Raw genomic sequence first — 18,857 nt, forward strand, 5'->3', positions numbered from 1 at the left:
GGCGGCAAAATTTCACTGCGAAAGAACATCTCTTGCTGCCTGCAAGCCACTCAAGTACGCACCATGGGCTGTTCCAAAATAGTCCTCGCTGCATGCTTCCCCAGCAAAAAAGAGCCTTCCCTCAAGAGGACGCGCCAGTGCGTTACGCATAGCGGGTGTTGAGTTCAGCGCATTGAATGAATACGAGCCGCGGGCAAAGCGGTCGGATGCCCAGCGCGTGATCTGATAGTCAACTGGATTGGGTATGTTGTTTCCGAAGATCGTTTTCAGCGTCGCCATAGCGCTTGAAACAATGCTTTCGTCTGACCACGCTTCAATTTCGCGCCCATGGTCAGCTGCGTTGAAACCTAGCAGTACGGGCAATTGTGTTGCACGTTTGAAGCTCACCCACTCGGTCCATTCACCGTGGCGTTCCGGGACATACTCAAGCCAATCCATGTCATCGGGCCAAAATGCTTGCGGAAAGCGAAGGTAGCACTTGTTCAACACCCCCATACCCAGCTTGCTGATGGCATTTCGCTTCGCTTCGGGCAACTCCGGAACGAAGCGCACATCATTGTGTTGCAACACGCCAAGTGGCAGCGTGACAACAACGCGGTCAGCGACAAACTCGTTGTCTGCGGTGTGGACTCTGACCTCCGGCTCCTGCCGCTGGATTTCCTTGACGACCTGAGATAGCTTAATGTCAACATCCTGCGCCAAATGCTCGGTGATGACCTTGAATCCCTGAGCAAACAGAGCGTCATCACCGTCGAATTCTGTTGCGCTGTCGTACCAGTGTGATGAAAGGCGATTGGCACTCCCCGCATACTCTTGCTCAATTTCCCCCGATATGCAGAAGTTCAGGAAGCGCAGCGCTGCCGGATCGCCTGCAAAGTTTCGCTCCAGCAAAGCGACCGCCTGCCTGACAGAAGTATCTGCATCCGAGTTCTGGGCTTTGCGCAAGCTGTCGAACACCTGTTTCCTGATACTATCTAGCCGGGACTCTTCCGCCTCCGAGAGTAACCGGCCATCGGTATTGTAAATGGCTGTTCGCTCGTAGCTTGTGGCCAAGCGCTTCGCTCCCAATTGATCGGCCAAATCCGTAATCGGATTGCCTGTGACCCCGTGTATCCAGGTTGCCCCTAAATCAAGGGGCAAATCAGGCCATTTGTTGCTGGTCCAGATGCGTCCACCAATCCGGTCTCGCGCTTCCAATACAACCACCTGATGTCCTGCCCGCTTGAGCTCTCTCGACGCAGCAAGCCCGGCCAGCCCAGCACCGATGACCAGAACTCGCTGACTTCCTTTCATAACGCCCTTATCACGCCCGCCGCCAAATGCGCCGGTACTGCCACCCAGCAGTACCAAGGCCAGCAATTTCAAAAACTCACGCTTATTCATTCCGAACCTCACACACTGACATTGCCGTTCAACGCCTGAGTTAAGCCGCCCCGCAGCGGGGTGGCGGACGCGTGCTAGCGTAGCGTAGGCACGTGGCCGACGCCACGATGCGGGGTCGGCTTGAACGAATTGTTAGGCCTTTGCCGGTTTTCCAGCCTGAGCCTTCTTTGCGGCGCGCTCGGCCTTTCTTTTCTGAAACTGCTCAAACTTTTGCGCAAGCAGAAAAACGTAGTCAATGATTGCATATGTAAAGGTCATGACATCGTTCGCATCCTGGGCGCTGATTTCGGTGTCGGTAGCGTGCGCAGCATTATTACGTTGATCCCGAAGCTCTTCTCCCCATTGATAAAGCCGAGCATCAATAACTCCTAGGTCACGCAATTCTTTCAAGCCTCCGCCCAAGTAACTATCTTTTGTCTTGTAATGTCTACAAATCGCCTCAAGTGATCTTCCGCACATTGCTGTTGCGGCTAAATAAGCGCCGGACTGGATGCACTTTTCAGCCTCTTCGATTGATTTTTTTACAATTTCAGGAATATCCGATCCGAGAGCGCGTGTTGGCCGAGGATAAACCCGAACGGGGCGCGACCAAACGGACTTGTCATTTACATAGTCTTCTTCAGATTTCGCTACGAGAGCCGAATTACATGAAGGGCATTTTAGGAGAAATGTCTTTGTTGCGAACAGGTCTTGATCGTTGTGCTCAAATAGCACTTCTGCATCAACTTTTGCTCTGCAAAGGTTGCAATCTATGAGCATTTAAAGATTCTCCACAAAGGCCTAACTACAATTAGACGTCCGAAATGACGTGATATATCGCGTCAGAAGTCATGTCTAATAATGCAAAATTCATTTTATCCCCTTAATTTTATTGCGTTGCTGTAGATTTAGGTTTCATTGCATGAAAATGTTAGATCCACAGCTCAAAACTCTAACTTTGCGAGATTGAGGGTATTTATGCTGATAATTGATAAAGTTTGATAGTAATCGCTTGCGCGAGTATTTGGAAGTGTTTATGGAGCGAAAATACCTCGCAATGATTAGCCTTAGCAGGCCATTGAAAAACTATCTGCATTGCCGCTACGGTGTTAAAAACAAGCTCAAAATGCTCATTTATTACGCATAAACTGCGCTTTTTCGCCTGCTTTTGCCTTGTATCGGCTGCCTCGAAAACGTTTTTCAACGGCCTGCTAGGGAAACATTGAAATTGCTTGCACAAGCGATTTGCTGCGTTGGTTGGTGCTCAAAAACTCGCCTATCAGATTGATATGTCTCGTTTCTTGCGCTCCATCCGCTTTGCATCTCATCTTGCTCAGGCGAATTAATCAGTGTTTTTAGCATTTTGCACAATGATGAAATAACTCAATTCGGCGGATTGCTGGCCGCTTCGGAAATAATCGATCCATACTGAAGTATCCACCAACATCGCCATTACCAGTGCGACCGAAGATTGTCGAGGTCGATAAAATGTTTGCCGTGGCCTGTAAATACCACGTCGGAAAATTTCATAATAACTCTGGATAACGCAAGATTATCCGGCTACTTGCTGTACTGTCCTTCATTTCCTAGTTTTCCATTTAGCCACCATGCCCGATATGGGCCGTGATATTCGACCTTGCCATCTCTGACGATTTCACGCCAGGCTTCAGAAACATCCGGGATGGTCTCGCCGTTCGGTTTAGTACCGGCAGGACAACCGATACCCTCACCGGCAAACGAGTTGCCACTGAGCGTAAGCAATGCAACGAGAATTACAGCAAGAATGGCGCGCATGGAAAAACCTAACGCTCAGCATCAGCAGCGGCGCGGCAGCGCCGTTCGCATAGCCCACTGCACGGTTAGTCCATGCTCCACAACTTACCTGGCTTTCGCTTTTGCTCATGAAGATCGGCACCGGCAATGCGGTCCCAGAATCGACCACCCACCTTCTGCTCGGCGTCGTAGGTTGCAACCAAATAGTCCTCGAGACTTCCGGTGAGCTTCTTGTTCTCCATTTCAAAGGTCCAGAGACTGAGACGGCCTCGGTTGTCCTCCGCCAGTATGCTCTTTACGAACGCATGGGGGATCGGTACATCAATTCCATACTTGTCGTTGGCGTCTCCAATCGTTTCAACCGCTCTGTCGAAGTAGAAAACCGGGGCCGTTAGGACGTAGGTTTCGAGAATGCTTTTCTTGTCGTTCAACTTGCGAACGGCGCTCTCAAGCTCACGCCACATGCCTCTATTGAAGTCTGGTTGCTGTGGCGACATATTGGAGAGAAGAAACGTTTCGCTGTTCTGAATTTCCAGCTCATCATGATTTGCGCTCCCGACAAGGTGGCCGCGATCGTATCCGCTACCCTTGTACGCATTAAGGCCGGCACGGAATCTGCGAGGAATTCGAATGTCTGCCCGGAAGTTATCGCTTCGATCCTCTACTTCCCACTCGAACATTGCGTTCGGATTGACAATTTCGAGCACCCATTTGGCCTGCCTGAAGTACCACGAATAACCGATGGTAAAGTACCGCCCAGGCAGTATTTCGTCGCACACGGGGGCGCCGTAGCGAAGTTCGCGTTGTATCTGAAACAGATCCATGACTATCTCCTCATTGGTTAATTGGCTAATGGGCGAAGACGTTGCGCAACAAGCCTATCATAAAGCTAACGGGCGCGCCGCTTTTGGCGCGCCCCCTTGAGCACCATGTTGGACAATGCCCTCTCAGATGGTCGCATACGTGATCCGTGCTCCTGGGTTCAATCGTCATGCTCCAGAGTTATGACGACATTTCCCTTCTTGCGCCCGGTGTCGACGTAGCGGTGCGCCTCGGCGATCTGCTCGAACGGATAGCGCCGGTCAATAACCGGTTTGAATTCTCCCGCCTCAGCCAGCCCCGCGAGAAAACGCAAATCTTCCGCGCGCCCGGTTGCTGGCCCAGCGATGACTTTCTTGCTGCTCGTCATCGACACCCATGGAATCCGAAGCATGTCTGGCAGCCCGGCTAAAACCATAAGAAGGCGTCCTCCTACCTTCAACGAAGCTTTGCTACGGGAAAACGGGGCCGTGCCGACGGTATCGACAATGACATCATAGGTTTCACCATTCTGTGCGAAGTCTTCTCGGGTGTAGTCGATGACATGACTGGCACCCAACGATCTCACCAGTTCCATGTTCGCGGTACTGCACACCCCAGTGACAATTGCCCCGAAGTGCTTGGCAAGCTGCACCGCAGCTGTGCCCACCCCTCCGGAAGCGCCATTGATGAGCACTCTTTCCCCGCTCTGAAGTTTTCCTCTTCGGAGGAAATCCAGCGCCGTTGTTCCGCCAAAAGATAGTGCAGCGGCTTCGTCGTAGGTCAGATTGGCGGGTTTTAGCGCCACCGCTCCGTCCCCCGGCATGCATTTGTACTCCGCATGACACCCCATGGCGGCATCGCTGAACGCAAAAACTTGGTCACCGGCTTTGAATTTCCTGACACCTTCGCCGACCGATTCAACAACCCCGGCCAGTTCCGACCCTAGTATGGGTTGCTTGGGTTTCGAGACTCCAAATACCAGACGCATGATGAGCCTGAAGCCGATAGGTACATTGAGACTTCGCACCCTCCAGTCGCCTGATGTGACCGTTGTCGCATATGTTTTTATCAGGATTTCATTGTTCTTGGGCGTGGGCTTTTCGACCTCCTTCAATTGAAGGACCTCGGGCGACCCATATCTTTCATACACAACTGCTTTCATGCGTTATCGCCCTCGAGAGTTTGCTTTGATCCGCAGTCTTCCACGTTGTCCAACACAGCAATTTAGCGGCTGCACGCTGACGTATCACGGTCCGCTGCAATTGCTTGTTCGGCGGCTGGCACCGCACTCGACTCTTCAGCCGAAGAAACACGCATAGGCGTCCTCATCGACAAGCGCACAGAATTCCTCGATCGAGTCCACTTCCAAGGCCGGCTCGTAGCCGTGCCATTTGAGGTCGCCACGCATCCAGAATACCCGCCACACCCTGCGGCTGCGCACAAACGTTGCCTTTGCAACCGGACTCTCATGCTTCTCCCCCGGCTTGCCATGCCATGCAGGTCGCACCTCGAAAATCTCAACGCTTTGACCGGAGATACGTGAACCAAGGTCCAGTTTTTCCCGGATGTGAACAGGCGGCCTACGCTTGACCATGAACGCATCCAGCGCCTTCCGAACACGAGCCAGCTCGATCTCGCTGAGAGCCATTACTGTGTCGCCGAATGTTTGAATTCACCGGACTTGCGCGGCTTTATGCGCAAGGTCCGGTGGAATGATGGGTTAGAACTCGCGTGAGTCATTCGCCGGTGAGAACCAAAACATCATCGCCGTCGACCCGCAGCCAACCGGCATTTGACAACACCAAGACGCGGGCGCTTTCCGGTGTTTGCTTTGCACAAAGAACAAGGCGAAGCAAACCAAGGAGATCAATGGTTCGCATTACCAAAACACGCATATGAACAGCGTGCTTAACCTGTTCTGTGGCAATCTCCTGATTCTTCTCCGCAAGAGACCGAGCAGCCTTAATGTTCGTATTGGCGATGAGAATTGCCGGAAATCCCTCGTCAAACCCAGACCGTTCTCGATGCGAGTCTGTTTGATTGATATTTTCGCGCTTGACGCCGCGGTTAATGCCTTTGACTTCGCAGACGGCAATTACCTTGCCGTCTTCCCCGATAAGTTTCACGTCTTCGCGGAACTCATCGACGTTGTCGACTTTTATTCCAAGGGTGGCCGTTAGCATTGCACTGACATTTGAAACTAGCTCAGGCCCCGTTTGCACTAACGCAGCCTTGAATGCTGTCAGTTGCTCAATTCGCTGGTCAATGCGTGATATCTCTTTCGATAGTGCGGCTCGCTCTTTGTCTAGCGAAGGTTCTTCGGAAAACTGAAAATCAGTTGCCCATTCAGGTACAACTACGTGGATCTTGTTGTGGATAGACGTAATCGCGTCAATGAGCAGATTGAAATACTCGGAGACAACCTCAGGGCGTGCGTCGGGTACTAGAGATGGTACGAAATACTCTGCCCGTTCAAGTAATAAACCTACAGGAGCTTGCCCCACCGTAGCTAATACGCGACATTCGAGGGAGTCGTTGTGGTTCTTGAAATAGGTGCTAGCAGCGCCAAAGACCTCAAGGAATCGCTTGAATTCATCAAGTATTGGCTTGACGTGCGCAGCGCGGTTGCGGAAATTCTCACGATAGAAGTGAGAGTAGTTGAGGTGGTATTTTGCGAGATCAGTACCCGAGAAGAAGGCGAGCTTCCTTCTTTCGCTTGTCCAACTCATCCACGTCGTATGCATGGCTCAAGTACGAGTTCATGTAGTCGGATTTGCGTTCAAACTTCTCAAATACGCCTTGGAACACTACAACCCCGTCGTACTCATGGAATCTACGAGGGGTTCCATATGCCTCAAAGAATATTGAGAAATTGCGCCCTCGAAGGGGCTCTGCGGGTACAGGAAGGCGCAGCTTTTCGATTCCGAAAGCAAGAACGTTGTATTGCCGTTCAGAGGGCGCGGTCTCGGTCATTTTGGCAAACGGAAGCGAGTTCTAACTACAATTAGACGTCCGAAATGACGTGATATATTGCGTCACAAGTCATGTCTAAAAATGCAAAATTCATTCTATCTCCTTAATTTTATTGCGTTGCTGTAGATTTAGGTTTCATTGCATAAAAATGTTAGATCCACAGCTCAAAATTCCATCGTTACAAGATTAATGGTATTCATCCCGATAATTGATAAAGTTTGATATTAATCGCTTGCGCGAGCATTTGGAAGTCCCGCATTGATTAGCCTTAGCATTTTGCGCAATGATGAAATAACTCAATTCAGCGGATTGCTGGTCGCATCGGAAATAATCGATCCAGACGGAGGTATCCACCAACACCGCCATTACCGGCGCGCCCGAAGATTATCAAGGCCGATGTCCAGTCCGATTTTTCCCTTGAATTGCTTGAGTTCCGAGATTCTTTCCTTACGAATTAACTCTTCCAGCGCCAATATGATCACCGCCGTTTTAGTTTTAGTGCGGGTTATTCGCATGGCCTCGCTTAAAAGGTTTTCCGGTATATCCAGGGTGGTTCTCATCATGTCTCCTATATCATTCCTATGAGCATAGACAATGATGCATATAAGATCAATAAAATTAAATCCTTATCACAATTATTTATCGCAAAAAGCTACCACCGTTTTAATTTGCCTTGCAACGCTTCGCTCAAAAATGTTTGCCGTGGTCTGTTAATACCACGTAAGCAAATTTCATAATAACCTCGGATGACGCAAGCATATCCGGTCTAGTTACTAACCCAATATCCCCTTTATCCAAGCAGCAGTGACAAAAATCCCCTTTTCTGACAAAAATACAGTGCGCCCGGTGCATTTATTTGGCAAAATTGCCCTATTTGCAGATAACCTTTCACTTACCGGGGGAATAAAAATGAAATATAAGAGTCTCGACGAGTTCAGCGCCTACGTGGCTGAGCGCAATCCGAATCAACCAGAGTATATGCAGGCGGTTACGGAGGTCATTGAAAGTTTGTGGCCGTTTATCACGGAACATCCGCGCTATGCCGAACATGGTTTGCTGGATCGGCTGGTTGAACCGGAACGGGTGATTATATTCCGGGTTTCCTGGGTGGACGATCATGGCGAAGTGAAGGTTAACCGGGGTTATCGCATTCAGCACAGCTCGTCGATTGGTCCGTATAAAGGCGGTATCCGTTTCCATCCATCAGTGAATTTGTCGATTCTTAAGTTCCTGGCATTCGAGCAGACTTTTAAGAACGCGCTGACAACGCTGCCGATGGGCGGCGGAAAGGGCGGTTCCGATTTCGACCCGAAAGGTAAAAGCCCCGGCGAAGTGATGCGTTTCTGCCAGGCATTTATCAGTGAGTTATTCCGTCATATCGGTTCCGATACTGACGTACCGGCCGGAGATATCGGCGTGGGCGGACGCGAGGTCGGTTTTATGGCGGGGATGATGAAGAAATTATCCAATCGCGCGGATTGCGTGTTTACCGGCAAAGGCTTGAGTTTCGGCGGATCGCTGATTCGCCCGGAAGCAACCGGTTACGGCACGGTTTATTTTGCGCAGGAAGTGTTGCAGCATGCCGGGCGCTCGCTCGAAGGCATGCGTGTATCCGTGTCGGGTTCCGGCAATGTGGCGCAGTTTGCAGTGGAAAAAGCCATGTCGCAAGGTGCCAAAGTGGTGACGGTATCGGATTCCAGCGGCACGATCGTCGACGAAGCGGGCTTTACGCCGGAAAAACTGGCGGTGCTGGCGGAAGTGAAAAATCATTTGTACGCGCGCCTGGATGAATACGCCAAACGTGTCAACGTCACCTTCCTGCCGGGCCAAAAACCGTGGCATATCCCGGTGCAAGTCGCGCTGCCATGCGCCACGCAAAACGAATTGAACGGCGACGACGCCAGAACGCTGGTCAAGAACGGCGTGATTTGCGTGGCCGAAGGCGCGAATATGCCGTCGACTGCCGAAGCGGTCGAATGTTTCATTCATAACAAAGTGTTGTATGCGCCGGGCAAAGCCAGCAATGCCGGCGGCGTTGCGACTTCCGGCCTGGAAATGAGCCAAAATGCGATGCGTCTTTCTTGGACACGCGAGGAAGTGGATGCACGCCTGAAGGAAATCATGCAGGCGATTCACCGATCCTGCCTGAAATACGGCACCAAGCCTGACGGCAGCGTCAATTATGTCGATGGCGCGAATGTTGCCGGATTTGTCAAAGTGGCGGACGCGATGCTGGGACAAGGCGTTATTTAACAGGCTGTTAAGGGAATTCTGAGAACCGCCGTCTGAATTCCTAGATTTGAACGAGATATCGGGCTCTTTCCGCGCCGCCGGAAGAGCCCGATTTCATTGTAGAATAGCGATACAACGTTTTTTTCATCCTGTCAGTGAATCCGCACGGTTAATCGCTATGAAAAATTTTGTTTTCACATTGATACTATTAGCGTTCGTTGGCACATCAACGGCAAGCCAGGACAGCGATTTCCTCATTGCTCGCGAAGCGTTTCAGTCCGGTAATGCCAAACGCCTGGATGAATCCGCTGCGAGACTGAAACGCCACGTGTTGTGGCCGTATGTCGATTATTATCAGCAGCGCATGTTATTGCGCACCGCCGATACTGCGGCGATCCGCTATTTTATTGCGCGTTACGATGGCACTTTGGTCGCCGACCGGATGCGCAGCGATTGGCTTAAGGTTTTAGGCAAGAACCAGCAATGGCCGTTATTCGACGAAGAATACCCGTTGGTGGTCAACAAGGATACCGAGCTGCTGTGTTATTACTATCATCGCCAACTCAACCATAAAGATATTTCGGTGCTGCCGGATATCCGCGCGTTATGGCTCACGCCGACCAGCCTGCCCGATAGCTGCACGCCGGTGTTTCAGTCACTCATCTACGGCGGGCAACTGACCGCAGATGATATCTGGAAGCGCATCCGGCTGGCGCTGGAAGAGGGTCAGACGAGTGTTGCCACGCACATCAACCGTTATCTTTCCGGCAGTGAGACGCTCAACAGCGCCGACTTGAACAATGCCGCCAAAAATCCCCTCCGCTATCTCGAGTCCTTAAAAACCATCAAGACCCGCAGCGACCGTGAGATTGCCTTATTCGCGTTATTGCGCCTATTGCGCAACGATACCAATCCAACGTATGTGCAATGGCTGAAAATAAAAAATCAGTTGACCGCTTCCGATCGTTCCTATTTCTTGTCGCGATTGGGTTATCGCGCAGCCATGCGGCACGATCCTCGTGCTTTGGATTGGTTCAGTGAAGCGCAAAACACCACGCAATTGTATCCTCCCTCGGATTTGGTGCTCGGCTGGCAGGTGCGGGCGGCGTTACGAGTTGGAAACTGGGATGAGGTGTTGAGAACCATTAACCGCATGTCCTTGACCGAGCAGCAAGTGGATACCTGGCGCTACTGGAAAGCGCGCGCTTTGTTGGTGAAAGGTCATACGCTGGACGCCAACACGATCCTGATGCCGCTCAGCGATGAGCATAGTTTTTATGGACAATTGGCGCGGGAAGAGCTGGGCACGATGCTCACCATCGCCGACAAAACTTACCGCGTCAGCAATGCAGAAGTTGCAGCGATGGAACGCAACCCGGGGATCCAACGCGCGCTGGCGTTTTCGCGCATGAATTTGCGCACCGAGGCGATGCGCGAGTGGAGCTGGACTATCCGCAATTTCAGCGACGCCGAATTGCTGGCGGCTGCCGAAGTCGCGCGCCGCCAAGGTTTATACGATCGCGCGATCAATACCGCCAACCGCACGGTGGCGCAGCATGATTTCAGTCTGCGTTTTTTATCGCCGCATCGCGAAATGCTGCGCAAGGTATTGCAGCAACATGAACTCGACGAAGCGTGGGTGTACGGATTGATCCGGCAGGAAAGCCGTTTCATCGCCGACATTAAATCGCACGCTGGCGCCGCCGGTCTGATGCAACTGATGCCGGCCACTGCCGAATGGGTTGCCAAGCAATTGGGAATACCGAATTTCCGCCAAAGCCTGGTGGTCGATGTCAATACGAATTTGCGGCTGGGAACGTATTATTTGAAACATGTGCTCGGCACCCTGGATAACCAGCCGCTGCTGGCCTCCGCCGCGTACAATGCCGGGCCTGGCCGGGCCAGGCGCTGGCGTGACAATTTCCTGCCGCTGGAAGGCGCGATTTACGCCGAAACCATCCCATTTAACGAAACCCGCGATTACGTCAAGAAGGTTCTGAAGAATTCGATGTATTACGCCAAAGTTCTGGATCACCGGAATGAACCGACCCTCAAACAGCGCCTTGGTGTCGTGCGGGCTGCAAAATAACCGCCGGAGCAGCGCTCCGTCCTTTTTAACTTGAGAAAAAACTGTGAAAACTTATCTGGTGGGTGGTTCGGTTCGTGACGAACTGTTAGGGTTGCCTGTCCAGGATCATGATTACGTGGTCGTGGGCGCTTCGCCCGAGGATATGGAACGATTGGGTTACCGTCCGGTAGGGAAAGACTTTCCGGTTTTTCTGCATCCTCAAACCAATGAGCAATACGCGTTAGCACGTACCGAACGGAAAATCTCACGCGGCTACAAAGGATTCGAAGTATTCACCTCCCCGCAAGTCACGCTGCAGGAGGATCTGGCACGGCGCGATTTGACGATCAATTCGATCGCCAAGGATGAAACCGGTCATATCATCGATCCATTCAATGGCGTTGCCGATCTGGAAGCGGGAATATTACGTCATGTCAGCCCGGCTTTTTCCGAAGATCCGGTGCGTATTCTCAGAGCCGCGCGTTTTGCCGCGCGATTCGGCTTTCGCCTTGCGCCGGAAACATTGGCATTGATGAATGACATGGTGCATAACGGCGAAGTCGATGCGCTGGTACCGGAACGTGTGTGGCAGGAATTGGCGCGTGGATTGATGGAACAACATCCGTCGCGCATGTTTTATGTGTTGCGGGAATGCGGCGCGCTCGCGCGGATTATGCCGGAAGTCGATGTGCTGTTCGGTGTGCCGCAACCGGCGCATGCGCATCCCGAGATCGATACCGGCGTGCATATCATGATGGCCATTGATTATGCGGCATCGAAACATTTCTCGCTGCCGGTGCGCTTTGCAACGCTGATGCATGATCTCGGCAAAGGCACCACGCCGCCGGAAGAATGGCCGCGCCATATCGGGCATGAAGCACGCAGCATCGAATTGACCAGAAATTTGTGCGAGCGCATCCGGGTGCCCAAGGATGCCCGCGATCTGGCGTTACTGGTCGCCCGTTATCACGGCGATGTCCACCGCGCGGAAGAATTGCGGCCGGCAACCGTTGCGGATATGTTGCAAAGCGTCGATGCGTATAGAAAACCGGCCAGGTTTGAAGAATTTCTGCAAGCTTGCGCTTGCGATTTTCATGGCCGCCCCGGATATGCCGGCAAACCTTATAACCAGGCGGAGCGTTTAAAGAAAGCATTGGGGGCGGCGCTACAAGTCGACGCCGGCGCGATTGCCGCCGAACTGAGTCAAGTGGTCATCAATACTGCGGAATTACCCGCCGCCATCCACAATAAAGTGCGCGACGCGCGGGTTGCCCGCATCAGAGCTGAATTCTCCAGTGACAGCGCTGATAACCCGGGATCCGCCAGTTTATGATGTTCCCGGAATCTTTATTTGCGGCGCTCCAAAATAATACCCTTGCGCAAGATCAATACCCAGGTTTTTCACCATTTCCAGAGTAGCGGCATCTTCGACGAATTCCGCCACCGCTATCTTGCCGAGTCCGCGCGCGACTTCAGCCATGGATTTGACGAAAATTTGATTGTCGTGATTATTGGGCAGATCACGGATAAAACTGCCATCGATTTTCAGAATCTCGACGCCTAAATACTTCAAGTAACCAAATGTTGCAAAACCGCTGCCGAAATCATCCAGGCATACGAGGCAACCGGCTTGGTGAACGGCTTCGATAAAGCGCTGCGCGTCTTGTATATCCGATACCGCCGCAGTTTCGGTTAACTCGATGATAAGCCGGAAAGGATCTACGTTTTTTTCGTTGAGCAAATGGCGGATATATCCAGGAATCGTCGGATCATCGAAAGTCCTTCCTGAAATGTTAATGGCCACCGGTGATATGTCCGGATGCTGCGCCAGCAATTCTATGCTGCGCTGAATCACCCACCGGTCAATGGCGGCAATCTGCCCGTTTTTCTCTGCAATCGGAATGAATTGGCCAGGTAATATCAAGTTATCAGGATCATTGGCATCACGCATCCTTACCAATATCTCCAAGTGAGACAACGTATGATTGGCGGTGTGATACACACCTTGGAAATGAATTTCGAACAAATCCTGTTCAAGCGCTTGCGCAATTCGGTTATACCACGTCAAGCGATGCATCATGGCTTCCGAGGTTTTCCGGGCCGGATCGTAAATCGCCCAGGTATTTTTGCCTTGATTTTTTGCTTGATACATGGCGGTATCGGCATGGGCGACCAAATCATCCGCTGTTTCGCCATGATCCGGAAAAATCGCAACTCCGACACTGGTTGTCAGGCGAATATTGGTTCCGCGAAAATGTAACGGAATGGATGCAATTGATTCAACAATTCTGCCCGGCAGCCTGCTGAGATCATCATTCGGTTGCAGCAAGCTGAGAATGGCAAACTCATCGCCACCCAAGCGGGCGAAAATTTCGATATGACGGACGATGCTGGAAACTTCACCTGCGGCGCGAATCAATACCGTATCGCCAGCACTGTGACCAAAGGTATCATTGATGTATTTGAAGTCGTCCAGATCAAAATACAGCAAGGCGAATTTTTGATGGCTGCGTAGCGATACCGCAATCAGGCTATCGAGTTCTTGCTGGAAACGATGACGGTTAAACAAACCGGTCAACGGGTCGCGCTCGGCCAAGTATAGCAGTTGCTGCGCGGTTTGCCGTTCTTGGGTAATATCTTCAAAAATCCATACCCGTCCGATCATTTGCCCCTCAATATCATTGACGGGGTACGAAAACTGTGTGAGCAGCCGGCCGTCATTGAGCTCAAATTCAAACTGCTCACTGATTTCGCGCAGATCCGGCGCTTTAAAGATATGTTCCGATGCGTGCATCGGCTGCACGACATGTTGGAGAGAGTGTTCCAGCACAGTTTGGGCTGATTGCGTTAATAAGTTTTGCTGATCAATGATATTCCACATGCGCAGAAAAGCCGGATTGACATATTCAATCCTCTGCTCGATATCCTCAAACAAGATTCCGATCTTCATGGCGGAAAGCAGCGCGCTCATGCGGCTTTGTTCCCTCTCTGCAAGTATCCGCAATTCACGTTGACGGGATATTGCAAGCCTGAGCTGCTCATCAGTCTGCCGTTGGTACGTGATATCCACCATTATGCCTTGCAGCAATGAGGGCTTGCCTTCCGTGTCTTTCAACCAAACCGCCTCGTCACGAACCCAGGTAACATCGCCATTCTTTTTAAAAATACGGTATTCAGCGCGATAAGGCAAACCAATGGTCGAACTGGCCGACAAACTGGCTGTAATGCGCTCCCGGTCGTCGGCATGTATTTGGTCCAGCCACAATCGCGGATTATCAAGCCATTCTTGCACGCTGAAACCAAGCTGTGATTCAATCTGCGGGCTGACGAAGATTGTCAGGACATCAGGATTAAAAGCCGCGATATAGGTCACTGCAGGAATCTGTTCAATCAATGTGCGGTATTTCGACTCAATGCTCATGCGTTCGGTTATATCGCGTGCATAACCGACGATGCCGATGATCTCACCGCTGGCCGAGTTACGCAGCGGTAATTTGATGGTATCGAAACAACGTAACTGCCCATCCGCTAAAGTAGCGAAATCGTTCGGGTTATGGATACGCTGACCGGCAATGGCCCGATCGTCATCCGCGTGAAAACCGCGAATATTCTGGAGAGGATCCCCATAACACAAATAATCAGGCCAGAAATCGGTGTCGGCTCTGCCAAGCATGGCTTCCGGCGTCAACCCCCGACTACTGGCGCAGGCTTCATTGACGAGGATAAAACGATGCTGCTTGTCTTTTGCAAAAATCCAATCCGGCGTGGCATCAATGATAGTGCGCAATAGATTTTTCGCTTGATTGATCGCCTCTTCCGCACGTTTGTGGTCGCTGATATCCTCCACCGTACCCACTGCTTCAGTGGCTACACCAGCATGATCGAAGGTAATCTCAGCGCGCTCCCTGACCCATTTAATTTGTCCATGTACATTGATGCGATGATCGATATCATAAGCAGCGCCTTTTAAAGCGGCTTGCCAGGATTGATTGACGAGCGCCCGGTCTTCCGCAACGACATATGCCATGAAGTCTTCGTAGGTCAGGGGAATGTCTTTTTCGATCCCGAACATTTGGTATGTTTCTATTGACCATGTAATGATATTTTGCACCAAATTTATATGCCAGCTGCCAACTTTTGCGATCGCTTGGGCGCGATTGAGTGTTTTCTCACTTTGCTGCAAAAAAATTTCTTTGGCTTTCCGTTCACTGATGTCGGTATGCGTCCCCAACATGCGTAATGGCCGGTCTTGTTGATCCCATTCAACGATTCTTCCTAGCGAGAGAATCCACTTCCAATCGCCTTGCTTTGTCAACTGGCGGAATTCCACTTGATAATCGTCGCGCTTACCATGGATATAGTCTTGGTAAATTTGATAGACAGGATGACGGTCATCGGGATGCATGCGTTCGCGCCAGCTGGCGTTTGTTTCGGTGAAGGTTTGCGGATCATAACCGAGCATTTGCGCATACTCAGGATTAACAATGGCTTCACCGGTTTGCACATTGAGATCATAAAGACCTTGATTTGCTGCTTGCAAGGCTAAACGCAACCGGGATTCACTATCGCGCAAGTGCTGCTCTACTTGACGTCGGCGTGACTGAATGCCGATCATCATCAGAGTGATCAATGTGATGGTTAATACGAAAATACACAATATCAATTGATCAATTCGCGGATTTCCCAAGGCAAAAGGCCCGGAACCGTTCGCGGTTCCGATGACAGCAAAGAAGGAAATAGCCAAAACCGCGATATATGCACCGAGCGCGTTAAATCGTAAACCTGCCCATACCAACGCGGGAAATACCATAAAAGCCAGCGGCAGCATGAATTGATCGGTCATTAAGATACCGCCAAATATCAGCCATGCCAGAACAACACAGATTCCTAAAGCAATGAGATATTCCAACCGGATTGGTCTCGAATGAAATAGGGAAATGATCCGCCGAGTGGAACAAAATAACAGCAATGGCGTAAATACCATAATGCCAACCGTATCCCCAAGCCACCAGCCGAACCAAGCTTGCGGTATTGAATCCGCTGTTATTTTTTCATCTGCAAACAGCGCGGCAACGCCAATACTCGCGGTAAGAATCATACCGGCGGGCGCAGACAGCAAGAAAGCCAAAACATCCCGCCCGCGCACAAAATTATTCTCAAACTTGCTCAGCCGCTTGAGCATCAAGGCGCCGAGCAACGGGCCGGCCGCATTACCGAAAGCGATTTCCATTGCGGTCAACAAACCGAGACCGCCTATCGAGTAATTAACCGCAAACGCCCCGAGCGCTATGGCAGGCCAATACCACAATCCCCACATTAGTAGTGCTGCAAGTGCAATGCCAGAAGGCGGCCAGAACAGCGTAATGCTGGAACCCATGTATGGAATGCTTAAGCCGAGCTTTCCCCCGATGAAATAAGCTGCGGTCAGCAATAAAAACCGCGATGCAACGATAGTGAAGGATTTCTTGGGGTGATGACCCATACAAAACCAATATCTTAAGCGGAATTTATTTTAACATTGATTCAGAACGGGCTTGCTTTCTAAATTGTGGTTTACCCGAGGGAAATGCTCATTAATTTGCAGCACAGGCGCATCACTTTTTAGTGCGACACGCTCTCTTTTCCGTGTGCCAGCAATAACCACTTTCAAAAGAAAATTTCTCTAAAACCTGCAGGTATCGGAAGAATCTATCAAACAATACCCGCCGGATTCTTGAGACAGGATTCACCAAGGTACTGCGGGTGTTAAATAAACTCCACACCCGTTTGTTGCAAACCGGTAAGGTTGATATTGATTTCGTTGATATCGGTATTGGCGGCAATTTCCAGCAACTGCGCTTGACTCAAGGTTCCGCCGCTGCCGGATAATAACTTGACGTAAAAATCATGCTCGGAAGCAGACGGTAGACTGCCCACAACATTCTGGTAGACCTTATCGACAAAGGCATCATTGGACAACCCTATGACGCCAACCACCAGTTGCGATACCGCAAGCATACTTTGCCCGGAATCAAATAGATTCAATCCGATACCGACATAATCCGGATGTTGCGCAATGGTCGGCGCATCGAAAGCCGCACCGATAAGGCGGACCGTGTTGCCAGCGGATTGGCCATCGCTAAGATCCACGGCTATTTTCTTATCCGTGAATCTAAACCGCTCTATTCCAAAAAGCGTGTCATTACCATCGGGACCGGTCACGCTAAAACCGGTGCTGGTGCCAGCAACGGTATAATTCCCCCGGCTGCTACTGAAGATCGCGGTGTCTGCACCGAAACCACCGCTTAATTTATCGTTGCCGCTGTTACCATTCAGTGTATCGTTGCCGCCTGATGCGACAATAAAATCATCTCCGGAGGTACCGGTCAAATTATCGGGGCCGTCTGTTCCCGTAAAGATATTACTCGGCACCGTTCCGGTACTACCTGCGAAGTTTTTCGGCGAGTTGATGCCGGTCGAACTATCCGGATTTAAGGAAGTCACTCCATCCACCGGCAAATTGGCATACGACAATCTGCCGTTATCCATCCCCGGAAAATTGACAGTGCCTCCGGATAAAAACAGAAAACCGTTAGGGATGATATAGTCCGGCGTCACGATGCCTAAGTCTGCAAATCCTTGAGTTGCAACCAGCACCGTTTTGTTGAGGGTTGCAGCACTGGGAAGATTGGTCGTAATGTTGTAAGTCTTAGTAACGCTGCCATCAGTTGATGTAATGGTACGTCCCGCCCACAAATGCTGCGCATCAGCGTCACCCATGAACTCGATAAATTGAATGGTGCCATCCGCATTTGAATAGACTTCGTTGAGGTGGAAAACGTGGTATGTCATGGTATTGCCCTCCAGAGGTAAAATTAGGGAAACGCTGAGTAATTGGCTACACAAGCGATCTGCTGCGTTGGGCGGTGCTCGAAAATTCGCCTATCACTATGATATGTCTCATTTTCTGCGCTCCATCCGCCTTGCATCTCGTCTTGTTCTCCGAATTTTTCGGTATTTCCTTAGGTAAATAAGTAAGTTTTAGGGTTTTTTGTTAAACATCAGTGGCGTTACTTTTTTTTCCACTGCCCGTCAATTTGAATCCAGGTCCCCGCAGGAACGGTTTTAAAGATTTCAGCTGCATATACCTTGGCCACTTCGTCAACATCAATACCCTGAGCAGCGGCTTTCTCTTGATAAATGGCCCGGCGTTTTACATTGATCGCATCCGCTTCCGCTTGAGCCTCGGGTTGCCGCGCAATGACATAGCCATTATAACCTTCGCCAATCGCACCTGAAGCACGGAGATCCTCAAGACTTCCCGCTTGGATCGGTGAAGTAAACAGTGTCAGAATCAATACAAAAACGATCGTAAGGCTGGGTAATGGTTTCTTTAAATTTGTTGTCTCAATAGGCTGCACATTAGTCTCCTTGTAATATTACTTCTAGAAGATGCCGGGATTGGCTGCAATATCTTTTTTGGCTTCTTCCTCAAGCTTGACTCGGATATCAGCATCCAGTTTGATATTCAAATTAATCGTGATGGGTTCCTGCGGCGATTCCACTTTGACTGTTGGCGCGCAAGCTGTGATTACCAAACAGACAAGAATCAGGCTAACCTTCGCGATCACTATTTTAGCCACTTGATCAATGTTGCGCATGATTGCAC

15 protein-coding genes are annotated in these 18,857 nt (G+C 50.7%); 3 read left to right on the top strand and 12 right to left on the bottom strand.

Annotation, left to right across the window (positions count from 1 at the left end):
* Positions 1-12: 12 nt before the first annotated feature.
* The 8 genes from ACV7NC_RS09145 to ACV7NC_RS09180 form a co-directional block, all read right to left on the bottom strand.
* Positions 13-1,383, bottom strand: coding sequence for a flavin monoamine oxidase family protein (locus ACV7NC_RS09145; protein ID WP_458152242.1), 1,371 nt, complete (start codon positions 1,381-1,383; stop codon positions 13-15).
* A gap of 132 nt (positions 1,384-1,515) precedes the next feature.
* Positions 1,516-2,142, bottom strand: coding sequence for a DUF4145 domain-containing protein (locus ACV7NC_RS09150; protein WP_458152243.1), 627 nt, complete (start codon positions 2,140-2,142; stop codon positions 1,516-1,518).
* 780 nt (positions 2,143-2,922) lie between these two features.
* The gene (locus tag ACV7NC_RS09155) at positions 2,923-3,156 is read right to left on the bottom strand and encodes a hypothetical protein (protein WP_458152245.1); all 234 of its coding nucleotides are present in this window, start codon (positions 3,154-3,156) and stop codon (positions 2,923-2,925) included.
* Between the two features lie 65 nt (positions 3,157-3,221).
* Positions 3,222-3,959 (bottom strand): DNA/RNA non-specific endonuclease, encoded by a 738-nt coding sequence (locus ACV7NC_RS09160; RefSeq protein WP_458152247.1) that lies wholly within the window; start codon positions 3,957-3,959, stop codon positions 3,222-3,224.
* Between the two features lie 158 nt (positions 3,960-4,117).
* Positions 4,118-5,098 carry an NAD(P)-dependent alcohol dehydrogenase gene (locus ACV7NC_RS09165; protein WP_458152249.1) on the bottom strand — a complete coding sequence of 327 codons (981 nt, stop codon included), beginning with the start codon at positions 5,096-5,098 and terminating at the stop codon, positions 4,118-4,120.
* Positions 5,099-5,233: 135 nt separating this feature from the next.
* Complete coding sequence (locus ACV7NC_RS09170; protein ID WP_458152250.1) at positions 5,234-5,584, bottom strand: DUF3024 domain-containing protein; 351 nt, start codon at positions 5,582-5,584, stop codon at positions 5,234-5,236.
* Between the two features lie 88 nt (positions 5,585-5,672).
* Positions 5,673-6,680 (bottom strand): hypothetical protein, encoded by a 1,008-nt coding sequence (locus ACV7NC_RS09175; RefSeq protein WP_458152251.1) that lies wholly within the window; start codon positions 6,678-6,680, stop codon positions 5,673-5,675.
* A gap of 594 nt (positions 6,681-7,274) precedes the next feature.
* Positions 7,275-7,472, bottom strand: coding sequence for a type II toxin-antitoxin system VapB family antitoxin (locus ACV7NC_RS09180; protein ID WP_458152253.1), 198 nt, complete (start codon positions 7,470-7,472; stop codon positions 7,275-7,277).
* Between the two features lie 346 nt (positions 7,473-7,818).
* On the opposite strand from ACV7NC_RS09180, the gene gdhA reads away from it, so the two are divergent.
* The 3 genes from gdhA (at position 7,819) to ACV7NC_RS09195 (ending at position 12,542) form a co-directional block, all read left to right on the top strand.
* Positions 7,819-9,162 (top strand): NADP-specific glutamate dehydrogenase, encoded by a 1,344-nt coding sequence (gdhA, locus tag ACV7NC_RS09185; RefSeq protein ID WP_458152254.1) that lies wholly within the window; start codon positions 7,819-7,821, stop codon positions 9,160-9,162.
* A 157-nt stretch (positions 9,163-9,319) separates the two neighbouring features.
* A complete protein-coding gene (locus ACV7NC_RS09190; RefSeq protein ID WP_458152255.1) occupies positions 9,320-11,230 on the top strand; it encodes a transglycosylase SLT domain-containing protein in 1,911 nt (636 codons plus the stop codon).
* 43 nt (positions 11,231-11,273) lie between these two features.
* Entirely contained in the window at positions 11,274-12,542 is a 1,269-nt protein-coding gene (locus ACV7NC_RS09195; RefSeq protein WP_458152256.1) for a multifunctional CCA addition/repair protein, read from the top strand.
* Here the strand turns inward: ACV7NC_RS09195 and ACV7NC_RS09200 are convergent.
* The 4 genes from ACV7NC_RS09200 to ACV7NC_RS09215 all read right to left on the bottom strand — a co-directional run bounded on the left by ACV7NC_RS09200 (position 12,537) and on the right by ACV7NC_RS09215 (position 18,849).
* The gene (locus ACV7NC_RS09200) at positions 12,537-16,691 is read right to left on the bottom strand and encodes an EAL domain-containing protein (protein WP_458152257.1); all 4,155 of its coding nucleotides are present in this window, start codon (positions 16,689-16,691) and stop codon (positions 12,537-12,539) included. The genes ACV7NC_RS09195 and ACV7NC_RS09200 overlap by 6 nt on opposite strands.
* Before the next feature lie 263 nt (positions 16,692-16,954).
* A complete protein-coding gene (locus tag ACV7NC_RS09205) occupies positions 16,955-18,040 on the bottom strand; it encodes a calcium-binding protein (RefSeq protein ID WP_458152258.1) in 1,086 nt (361 codons plus the stop codon).
* Between the two features lie 218 nt (positions 18,041-18,258).
* Positions 18,259-18,609, bottom strand: coding sequence for a YdbL family protein (locus ACV7NC_RS09210; RefSeq protein ID WP_458152259.1), 351 nt, complete (start codon positions 18,607-18,609; stop codon positions 18,259-18,261).
* A gap of 24 nt (positions 18,610-18,633) precedes the next feature.
* Positions 18,634-18,849, bottom strand: coding sequence for a YnbE family lipoprotein (locus ACV7NC_RS09215; RefSeq protein ID WP_458152260.1), 216 nt, complete (start codon positions 18,847-18,849; stop codon positions 18,634-18,636).
* Positions 18,850-18,857 lie beyond the last annotated feature (8 nt).

It is taken from the genome of Nitrosomonas limosa (assembly GCF_054188085.1).

Coding starts and splice junctions, on each gene's coding strand:
- ACV7NC_RS09205 (WP_458152258.1), bottom strand. CDS start 18,040: ATGACATACCACGTTTTCCACCTCAACGAAGTCTATTCAAATGCGGAT.
- ACV7NC_RS09150 (WP_458152243.1), bottom strand. CDS start 2,142: ATGCTCATAGATTGCAACCTTTGCAGAGCAAAAGTTGATGCAGAAGTG.
- ACV7NC_RS09190 (WP_458152255.1), top strand. CDS start 9,320: ATGAAAAATTTTGTTTTCACATTGATACTATTAGCGTTCGTTGGCACA.
- ACV7NC_RS09160 (WP_458152247.1), bottom strand. CDS start 3,959: ATGGATCTGTTTCAGATACAACGCGAACTTCGCTACGGCGCCCCCGTG.
- ACV7NC_RS09145 (WP_458152242.1), bottom strand. CDS start 1,383: ATGAATAAGCGTGAGTTTTTGAAATTGCTGGCCTTGGTACTGCTGGGT.
- ACV7NC_RS09175 (WP_458152251.1), bottom strand. CDS start 6,680: ATGCATACGACGTGGATGAGTTGGACAAGCGAAAGAAGGAAGCTCGCC.
- ACV7NC_RS09200 (WP_458152257.1), bottom strand. CDS start 16,691: ATGGGTCATCACCCCAAGAAATCCTTCACTATCGTTGCATCGCGGTTT.
- ACV7NC_RS09170 (WP_458152250.1), bottom strand. CDS start 5,584: ATGGCTCTCAGCGAGATCGAGCTGGCTCGTGTTCGGAAGGCGCTGGAT.
- ACV7NC_RS09165 (WP_458152249.1), bottom strand. CDS start 5,098: ATGAAAGCAGTTGTGTATGAAAGATATGGGTCGCCCGAGGTCCTTCAA.
- ACV7NC_RS09155 (WP_458152245.1), bottom strand. CDS start 3,156: ATGCGCGCCATTCTTGCTGTAATTCTCGTTGCATTGCTTACGCTCAGT.
- gdhA (WP_458152254.1), top strand. CDS start 7,819: ATGAAATATAAGAGTCTCGACGAGTTCAGCGCCTACGTGGCTGAGCGC.
- ACV7NC_RS09215 (WP_458152260.1), bottom strand. CDS start 18,849: ATGCGCAACATTGATCAAGTGGCTAAAATAGTGATCGCGAAGGTTAGC.
- ACV7NC_RS09180 (WP_458152253.1), bottom strand. CDS start 7,472: ATGATGAGAACCACCCTGGATATACCGGAAAACCTTTTAAGCGAGGCC.